Below are 10,084 nucleotides of genomic sequence, written 5' to 3'. Positions count from 1 at the left end.
TGCGTGATCTGATCCTGAGATTGAGCAAAAGTTCGATTTATTCAACAAAGCCTATGAGAAGTACTGGAACCGTTATAGTTCCAGTACTTACCATATTATCCTTCAAGATCTGTACTGGTACGTAGCTTGTACAGTTCAATAGCCTTATCGCGTGTCACACGTAACTTAGCATCTGACATGATGGTTCCCCATATGGTGCCATCTTGTTGTCTATAGAGCTCCAGCATAGCCTCGACATATGAATCACGGTACTTAATCCATGCGGTCTGTGATTTTTTCAGGCTATTCTTGAACTCATCAGATTGATCGGCTAGGAGTAGCTTGTACTGCTTGTTCAACTCCGTATCCCATGCTTTAAGGCCAGCGTTGAAACATTCATTCGTCGCTAAGGTGTTCTCAGCCTTGTTAGTACAGGCCGATAGCTGATCATCCAGTGCTTTGACGAAATCATCATTAGCGTATGCTGTCGTCGTGACTGTTAATAGTAATGCCGTAATTAATGCCTTCTTCATTATCATCCTCATTATTTCAGTAGTAGTGATATTCCCTAGTGTTGACACTTACCGCTAAAATCAATAACTGCCTTGATTATGAAAAAATGGATGGTACTTGTTAGTTATAATATTCGGATTCTCATTGTACAGTTCTGGCTTAGGACGTACTGCATGTTCTGGTAATTGTTGTGCCTCTCCCCAAGAGCAAGAAATAATCCTATTGGCAATTTTGGTTTTAGGGATTGCGTACTGCTCGTAGTACATCGTTCTCCAATTTGGGTGATCCCATATCTTGGGGAAATTACTACTACGAGATTGTCGGTACTCCTGACCATAACCTTGTGTCATTGAGTCATACAGCGGCTTTATTAACTGTTCTTCATACTTGGCATCACGGATACATGGAGAAGTTGCCATAATGTTATTCCACGCAGATAAAGATATTCCGTACTTTGTAAAGATCAACACCGCCGTACCTAAGTCTGCTGATGATGGCGACATCTCACGAATCTGATTTACCAATTTCACTTCTGAGGGATTTGATGTGTCATAGGTTAGGCTCTCACCCCCCATAGTCACTTTCTTGTACTTAGGCTTTTCTATCACTGGTGTTGTATCTGCTGTTCCCGCTGATGTCGATACGGTACTACCAGTTGTTTCATCGGCTGGTAAGACAGCATTACTCAGGCCAATAGAGATCATGAAGACAATGAAACTGACCGGAAGTGAAACTACCAGTACTGAAAAACTCCCCCAGCCCTTAGACCTCAGACGCCTAGCCACTTTCCGGTAAGCTACGATAGCCAAAGCACAGCAGACTATGAAGAAAAACAATTTGATCACGAATAGTTTCCTTTTTTCAAGACGATACGGTACTGAATAGTATCACACCCCTACGTTTATGATCGATAAAAACGATCGATAATTGATTTATGATCGATTTTATCTATTAAAATCTATCAATACCCGTAACATCAATAGGTAATGTCGATCGGTATTGCTGAACTAATAAACTACTGATAGCATGATTTTTCTACATGGAGAGTAACTATATGGATATCAAAGAACTAAGCGAGTCTATCTGCTCATTCGTGAACTATGACGGGCGTTCACCCCTGAGTGAGAACGAAATCACAATCATCTATGAATTCAAAAAACAGCTTTTTGCCAACAAAGGTGATGAGGTTGAACCTCGTGATGTGTTTGTTGAAATGTACTTGAAGCATTATAAACATTAGGTCTTACACTATGGCTACATATAAAATATTTCGTGATGATGAATTATTCTGTACGTTAAAAAATCTTAGAATATCAAGAACTGGAAATATGACCGTTATTAGAAAACTATCCGAATTAAATGATCTTTCTAATATTCGCGTAGAGTCATGGGCTGACTATAAATGCTATCACATCTATGTGGAAAAACTATTGGGTAAAAAGTGATGAAGTACTTTCATTGGGAATTTATAAAGAGTCACGTTAACATAACACATCTCATCGCCTTCTCGCTCGGTGTTATAGTAATCTGTTTTTTGGATGCTTTGGTATTTGAGAAAAGCATTGCGGATTGGGTTAGTGCCAGTGCTAACACATTGATGGCTGGTGCTGCATTGTATGCAGCATGGAATGCTAAAGATTGGCTAACTATAAAAAAGAAAGAATCCTCATTACCTCTTATTGTAAAATTTCATGAGAGTCATATTTTACCTCTTGAGGAGAATATAAGAAGAACTTTACTTGGTATTGAAATAGCTTCAAATGAGTTAGTGCTTCATGAAACTGATGAAGACCTTCGAGAATGGAGAAAGGATTTTTCAACACAAAATGGAATGCAACATATAGATAATATTTCCAGATATATAAAAGAATCATATGATCGTTATGTTAACTTTTACATGAAGGATGTTTTCCTGCTTCGTAAAAGTGAAACGCAATTATATATATATGGATGGAAACTTGACAAGAAAGAACTTTATGAAGAACTGAGGAAAAAGAAAGCTTATTTTTTTGAATCTGCATTGCATTTGTTAAATGATTTAGACAATTACACGGCAATATTGTATGAAAAAGAAAAGGTCTTACGGCATCGGAGTAAAATTGGAGATGACTCTATCTTTTTTGACATTGAAATAATAAATAAAATTCATTCGTCTGTAAAAGAACTCCAAGATATTGAAAAGAATATAAATACTCTTACTAAAGAGTTAAGTTTTAATATTTGGAAATAATATGTAATCTAAAAACCAGTGACATATTATTTCCAATCGAGAAAAAATATTTCACTCAGACATTTCAATGTATAAAAAGATCAAAAAGCTCTTTTACCCTTGTCTGATTTTCGAAAAACCTTGGCATATGACTTGTCGAATAAAACTCATCGATATAATCTTTTATATCCGTGAAATAACTCTCTAAATCATGAACAAATGATGGAATTTGTTCATGTAAAACAACAGTTGAACGAGTTATTAAGTTATTGTACTTGTGCATAATCAAACTAGCAAACACATACCGACCATGAATAATTATTTTCTGATCTCGTTTTGTTTCTCTATTACTCTCCATAGCATTCAGCGAGGCACATACAGAACGATAAATATTTACTACATTTATTAATAGAACACAATGCACGCTAGGATTAAAGACAGCCTTATACGTCGGGCTATTAATCGATTCAAAAAATCGACCTCTTGAAGATTTCAACAACGAAATATATCGGGGTGCCACCAGATTACATACTAATGATGATAGGGCGTCTTCAACTGTAATCAAATAGATGTCATCATCACTTTCACTTTCGCTTCTTTTGATCTCATATATATAAGGTTCTTCAAAAGAAAATGATTTCTTTAGTTCTATTTGGAAAGGATCTTTTGAAATGAAGTCACGTGCGGTTACTTTGTTTTGGCTGTTATTTGCTATAGTTATCTCGAGTGCTATTTTATTTCCTTCTTCATCACCATAGTTTTCTACTTTTATGAAACGGCATGGTACTTTAATGGTTGATAGCTGTTCCATTGTCATTTCACCAGACAAAAATGTTTTCCCTATTGTACTGATAGTTTGAGCACCATTTATAATATTCATATTTGTAAAATCAAAACCGCCTGACTCTCTTCTTGCCTGATTATTCCTTCTCCTTGGCGTAAACGAATTAACAAGTATTGTTATTCCATTGTTATAATAGTAGAACATATCTGGGTTATTAAGCAGTGTTTCTTTTATACCTCTATTAACCTCTGATGAATCTCCGAGACCCCCTCTAATATTATCTTCAAGCAAAAGATCACCATATGACTCCCACCATGTAGCAATTTGATCTCCAGTTATAATACCATGAACAGCTTTAAGTGGTTCTTCTGTTATGCCATACTGAAGAACTTCAACATCACCTAAATCAATTGTTCCTAATGCTCTTCTGCTAAGATAGTCCTTCATTGCACTTAATGAAAGTGGATGAATATCAATAAAATCACCATCTAAATCAAAATTAAACTCTTCTTTTCTGTCTGAAATTATTCTATTAACATCATCTGATATATCATCTCTACCACTATAAGCATACACAAACGCATATTTATATGATTCATCATATGCCTTTTCTAGGTCACTACTAAATCTATTGAATCTTTGATTGAAAATGTCATATTCCTCCATCAAGATACTTTTACATGCTGTAAGGTAATCTGCTATCTCTTGACGCCCTATAGAACTATTACCAGACTGATCAAATTTTGCTTGAACAACAGTGACAATTTTTTTATCGTGGTTAACATAGATTGCATCTATACAGTTATCATCTCGCCCATCACATACAGCATCAGAACATATCTCATTAGCGAGATCAGGATTAAAAACATTTATTGCAAGTGCAGCAATGCACCGAGAAACTTTACATTGTTCCTGATTGACTTGATTCCCACCAACATCATCCATATTGATCGAATCGCCATACCTGTTAAGCAGTCTTCTTTTCACACCTGAAATTGTAATTTCTCTTACACCAGCCATTAATAATCCACCTTTGTAAAAATAGTAATACTACATTAGTTACAGTTCTTAGCCTTTATGAACTCTTTTTCCAGTGCAGGATCTAGCCAATCTGCTTTAGGGATTTTTATACCTAGATTAACTTTAGTATGTTGTATCTTATAAGCATTCAGTATTCCTTGATTAGCTAATGCACCTTCATGACCATTAGATAAAAAGATAAGGCTTGCCGTAGCCGCTATTATTTTCTCTTCAGTAGGAAGACCAAAAATTAAGCGAGTGTATTCATAGCAAGGGATCAAATACGCATTCGCATGAAGAAGTGATGAATGCTCTCGCATTATTTTTGTCGCTTTATCCATCTGTTCATCTCCCTTTTCTTTGGGATTCGCCAATACATTGGCGTAGAACACTAAGTCATAGTTTATTTTGGATATAGTCTTTTTTAGTTCATTAACAGGATCAATTAATAGTTTGAGAATCAATTGACCTAAAACATAGACAAGGACACCAGATAGTACAGTAAGAAATACAGACATAATGTAGGCTCTTTGATTTTGTGCTTATATTGATGGAATTTCTTACCAACTGTATGATTTATCAAGTATAAGTCAATAACTATTTTATTGTGTATGTCACAAACACCATCATGAAAAGCAATTGTGGATCGGGACTGTTCCCTACGGTCACTTGTGAGTAGATGATAGGAGGCTTAAACAGCCGACGACCTGACAAGGGCGTTTACGACCGCGTAGTTACTTCTAACGCCCTTCATATTGAAGTACTGCTACAATTATGAACAGATACGCAGTGAATGAGCGACTTCCAAGTAGCGAATGAACAAGGCATCTGGTCAATAGCAACGAGCAGTGCGAGTTGTTATTGTTCCAATTCATACATAATCAATCATAAGACAACATGCGAACAAGTCGCCTGTTGTTTACTCATAATCCCTGTTTCTTGTTCACTTCGCTTTGCTGCGTTCCAAAGAAACAGGGATTATTCCTTTGAAATGATCATGTCACAAAAACCCCCTTATAATACTATAGGTACTTATTGTGACATTTTAAATCCCTTCATTGTTGGTGTTTGTGACAATAGACTTCGAATCTATTCATCATTTCCTCTCTATCATTATCGTTCAAATCTTGATTAGTACTGCTATTCAACCACTTCAAAAAATCATTCAATGCACAACCAGTGCTCAAAAAACGACTAACACGTTTTCTGTGTTTAGCTGATAAATTATATGCTTTAGCTGGTCTGCCATTGGATTTAACTTCAACATCATCAACCCCAATATCAATATGCTCAACATTACTAGTCAATGATAATGCCTGTTCACGATCAAACACGTAGACTACCTGAATTGAATCAGTATTATAATTACGAATACATCCACGCATAACAAACTGATGAAGTGATTCATACTCTCGTGCTTGATGAATTTCAGTACTACTAAATCCAAAGAATAATTCACATTGCCTTGCTTCAATCTGGTAAGGACGCATACATGCCAACCAAACACATGTATTATATTGCTGGTAGTCATTCAATCCTCTGGCATCTGGACTAATACGTGCACCCCCAATCAATTTATGAGAATCACTGTTATTATTCGTCCAATAGAACGCTTTACCTTCTAATGTACTGTCCAAGTACTGATATACTTTATCAAGTTTTTCCTTGTTATTCTTTTTCCATGTTTTTGACAACATTTGTTTCTCAGAGAAATAATATACCTTAAGGCGATCTTGTACTGGTACTTTCCGTTCAAGTAATCCATCTAATTCTATAGCCGTGAATAATTCTTTATGTGCCATGTATATCAAGGTACTCTCAAAGTTCGCACTCATAAATGTGATATCTAAATCAATATACTTTTTGAGATCTTTCCATGCCGTGATATTAAGCTGCTCTTTATCAGTACTGAACCAGTCGCCATTCATGATGAATATATCGTTTTCATCAATCATAGTAAATTCTTTAGCCAATTTACTAATGATGTCACCTTCGACATCTTTCTTCTTAGCTGTACAGTACTGTTCTTCCCCGCCGATAAAATCATAAACCATAAACACATCATCATGGATAACATTTTTAATGCTTTTAGTGCGTTCATTAATATTTTTAAACGTATGGAATGTAGTAACATCATCCAGTACAATTTTCCATCCCTTCAATAAATCAATTGATAATCGAAAGAATGTTTTATCACTAATGATTAGCACTCTATTTGTTGGACTCATTAAAAATTGAGTAGTCCTGTTAAGTACTGACTCATCAATTGAATCAGAAATTATCATTCTACTATCTGCGATTAGTTTTGATGTCTGTTCAATGAGTTTTATTGTATTCTGTACTATGATGTAATTATCATTCGATTGTTCTATTTTCTTACATATTGCAGTTGTTTTCCCTGCACCACACGGTGCTGATAAATATTTAAACATTAATATATCCCTTATTATAATTAGCCAGTATTCCAGTACTGGCTTTTTATTATATAACTTTTTTATACCACTCTTTGTATTCTGGCAATTGATTCTTTATTAGCTTATCGAAAAAATTGCTTTTGACATTTAACTTGTATAGATTACAAATTCGACTAGGTGTTAGTTCGTTATTCCTTAATCCGATTAGAATATTTTCATACTGTTCGAATTTGAGATCTATTGAATCTAATTTTTTCTTTCTTTGTACTGATTTGTTTAGTTTCTTTCGATTTGTTATTATCTTCTTTTTGGGTGGTTTCCCCTTTAACTTCGCCTGTGCTGTAACTCTATTGGTCATTACTCCCCCTCAATCATATATATATTGATTAAGTACTGGATTGCTGCTGCTGGTGTTTTTGCTTTACCTGCTGCGATTAGCTTATCAAGTGCCTTTTTTTGTGAATCTGTATAGCGTACTGTTGCCACATTTGTTTTATTTTCCTTCATTTTAATATCCTTATTTTTGTAATCATTTTCATCCTTTTTCAGACCATAAAAGAATCCCACTGGGGGATTGCTTTAACATCATGGAGGATACCTACATTATACCCGATAAATTAAAATTGTTTCATTTTTCTTTATCAATTCTATTTATCAGTATTTTACTTATAGGCCACAATATAACTGCCGTTATCATAAACGAAAATTGTAGTACTACATAAATTGGAAATAATACTAACATTATTAAAAACACTAACAACTCTATTAAAAAATCACTCATAGTTAACACCTCATTTATCAACAAAAGTATTTATTATTTTCGTGATAAAATGAGGTGATATAGAAATTATGCCTGAATAGCTATTTCTAACTTGTGTTCTTCAATAAGTTTAAATACTGCTTCGATGTTTTGATACACCAATGGTAACTTCATCACCAGACTCGAATACATCATGAAGCGAATTTCAATTTCCGACTCACTATCAGGTTCAATAATAAGTTCAGTTGAGTCCGACGTATTAAGATCAACTGTTATGTACTTTATCTTACCGCCATCAACCATATAGAGATGATGTAGCTTATCATCATTTTCGGTTATTAGGATGCTGGGACGATGCTCTGTACGTTTAATCACTGGATCGAATCCAGTAAGAAACTGTTTGATTTTGTTTTGTATAACTCTTGGTACTGTTGGTTTTTTAGCCATGTTTTATTTTCTCCATCTAAATTAAAATTTATCTCATAGCTGTTCCCTCTATTTAGCTAACTAACTGAATCATATCATAAACGCACTATATTTCCCAGAATAATATATATTTTCTCTTGCAACACAACTCAAACCGTGTTATTTATAATATTAAGTTTAACGGAAAAAAGCTGACCCATTAGGGTGCCTAGCTATATCCAAATCACTTTTTATTTACATATCTGTGTACATCCACAACACCTATCCTTGATAAATCCTTATGTAGAGCAATACTTGCTCACAAATCAATCTATTCGGTTATATCTTGACCGACTTTCATTCTTAACTTAACTACTAAAATGAGTCAAATCACCTAAAACGTGATAGGAAGCCCGTAGCGATGTTTATTCCATTAGTCATGGAAATGTATTACCACATACAAAAAAACCTCATAGAGTGTGTTCTATGAGGTCGAAATTAAAATTCAAATGAGATTACTTTGATCTTTGTTGTATCAAGGAGGCTATATGTTCAAGATAAGTCTTCCAAAAATCTAACGATTCCTTAGCTTCCTCTAGTTCTTCTAAATCTGTAACATCATGCATTGTCATCTCGCCATTTAACATATTCAAATCAAAAAAGTTATTTTTCAATATTACCTGACCATCGCCTTCAATGCTAACTGAGCCATGTGATATAACTTTATGTGTTTTGATATTTGCAATCAACGCATGTAAGATCACACTATTTCTATATTTTATATTAAAGCCAATTCTATTCTCATCTCTCGTATATGTGACTGTATCCAGTACTTGCAATAACATTTTTCTTGCAGCTAGTCGCACATCGACGTTTTCAGGATTTAATAAAATATCGATATCAAACTGTTCAAAGTCGGGAATAGCTTCATTTAATGAAAGTTCTACTATCTCTTGTTTCACTAAATCAATTCTTTCCTGTACATCTGACAAACCGGTAGCAAATGCGATAGATATCCTTTGCTTGTTCTTTTTCCTTTCATCGATAGCTGTCAACCATTCATTTTCTTCAATTTCTAACTGAAGCAACTCAGATTTTAGCCCACTTAGCTGATCAGGTTTGGATATACCATTTATAATGCTGGAAAAATCCACCTGCTTTACGTGGGCGAAAATTAATTTCTCTGCGAGAGCATATTTAAAGCCCTCTGCGTTACAGATTTCAAAATTTATTCTGTTTCTACACCTTATATAGCGATCCCCTTTACTGTTAACTGATGTAGTTACACGACCACCACACTTACCACATCGAATAATACCCGTAAGTATATTCCTAACAGTGCGTTGTTCTTCGTTATATCTTGGTCTGCCCTTTATACCACTACTAGCAACTTTCAATATACTGTTTGCATGTTGAAATGTTTCGTCATCAATAATTCTAGGGAAAACATTCGGTACTTCTTCGTCGTTGATGTTTCGGCAAAAAACACCTAGCAAACGACGATCTTTTATTAGTTTAGTAATGCCATTAGGACGCCACAAACTACCATTGATTAATTTATTTTCTGCATTGAGTCTTTTAGCTATTACAGGACTAGTCTGTCCATTTATATAGTCATTGAATATTTGATGAATGATCGCTACTTCATTCTCCTTGATTAAGTAACCATTTTCATTACTATCCAACCAACGAGGTAAACGGCGAGTCATGATCTTACCGTTCGTTACCATATTATTAAATCTGGTCTGCCAGCCACTGGTAGAACGTTCTGATTTTATCTTAGACTCATTATTGGCACGTTGAACAATCAGTTCCATAATGATTTTGGTAAATGGATCGTCACGTTTTAGTATTACAGGTGTTGATACATCATGAATCTCGACACCAGACTTCACAATGTACTGAATAGTATCTTCATCCCATGCAGAACGCCGTGATAGGCGATCTGAATCGCTACGGGTAATCTAGACACTTTCGAGTCGTTGATAATACTGCTGTTC

General features: G+C 34.9%; 10 protein-coding genes. 2 read left to right on the top strand and 8 right to left on the bottom strand.

All coding sequences use genetic code 11. From position 1 onward, the window contains the following. Positions 1–95: 95 nt before the first annotated feature. Both ACKQAD_RS20005 and ACKQAD_RS20000 read right to left on the bottom strand, forming a co-directional pair. Positions 96–512, bottom strand: a complete 417-nt coding sequence (locus ACKQAD_RS20005; protein ID WP_409161719.1) for a lysozyme inhibitor LprI family protein — start codon at positions 510–512, stop codon at positions 96–98. 60 nt (positions 513–572) lie between these two features. Next, complete coding sequence (locus ACKQAD_RS20000) at positions 573–1,337, bottom strand: hypothetical protein (RefSeq protein WP_409161718.1); 765 nt, start codon at positions 1,335–1,337, stop codon at positions 573–575. A 209-nt stretch (positions 1,338–1,546) separates the two neighbouring features. On the opposite strand from ACKQAD_RS20000, the gene ACKQAD_RS19995 reads away from it, so the two are divergent. Continuing rightward, the gene (locus ACKQAD_RS19995; protein WP_102118827.1) at positions 1,547–1,732 is read left to right on the top strand and encodes a hypothetical protein; all 186 of its coding nucleotides are present in this window, start codon (positions 1,547–1,549) and stop codon (positions 1,730–1,732) included. A gap of 204 nt (positions 1,733–1,936) precedes the next feature. Next, positions 1,937–2,722 (top strand): hypothetical protein, encoded by a 786-nt coding sequence (locus tag ACKQAD_RS19990; protein ID WP_409161717.1) that lies wholly within the window; start codon positions 1,937–1,939, stop codon positions 2,720–2,722. Between the two features lie 64 nt (positions 2,723–2,786). Here ACKQAD_RS19990 and ACKQAD_RS19985 read toward each other — a convergent pair whose 3' ends face one another. The 6 genes from ACKQAD_RS19985 to ACKQAD_RS19960 form a co-directional block, all read right to left on the bottom strand. Further along, positions 2,787–4,505, bottom strand: coding sequence for an AIPR family protein (locus tag ACKQAD_RS19985; protein WP_409161716.1), 1,719 nt, complete (start codon positions 4,503–4,505; stop codon positions 2,787–2,789). Positions 4,506–4,540: 35 nt separating this feature from the next. Further along, positions 4,541–5,023, bottom strand: coding sequence for a hypothetical protein (locus ACKQAD_RS19980; RefSeq protein ID WP_409161715.1), 483 nt, complete (start codon positions 5,021–5,023; stop codon positions 4,541–4,543). 537 nt (positions 5,024–5,560) lie between these two features. Further along, positions 5,561–6,937, bottom strand: coding sequence for a DEAD/DEAH box helicase family protein (locus tag ACKQAD_RS19975; protein ID WP_409161714.1), 1,377 nt, complete (start codon positions 6,935–6,937; stop codon positions 5,561–5,563). Positions 6,938–7,276: 339 nt separating this feature from the next. After that, entirely contained in the window at positions 7,277–7,426 is a 150-nt protein-coding gene (locus ACKQAD_RS19970; RefSeq protein ID WP_180778546.1) for a hypothetical protein, read from the bottom strand. Between the two features lie 340 nt (positions 7,427–7,766). Then, positions 7,767–8,126 (bottom strand): hypothetical protein, encoded by a 360-nt coding sequence (locus ACKQAD_RS19965; RefSeq protein WP_409161713.1) that lies wholly within the window; start codon positions 8,124–8,126, stop codon positions 7,767–7,769. Positions 8,127–8,599: 473 nt separating this feature from the next. Beyond that, a complete protein-coding gene (locus tag ACKQAD_RS19960; RefSeq protein WP_409161712.1) occupies positions 8,600–9,979 on the bottom strand; it encodes a recombinase family protein in 1,380 nt (459 codons plus the stop codon). Positions 9,980–10,084: the final 105 nt, after the last annotated feature.

The sequence above is a fragment of the Pectobacterium artocarpous genome (genome assembly GCF_046159765.1).
GTDB lineage: Bacteria > Pseudomonadota > Gammaproteobacteria > Enterobacterales > Enterobacteriaceae > Pectobacterium.
Note: the sequence above shows the minus strand (reverse complement) of the source record. Positions and strands in the feature narration are given on the sequence as shown.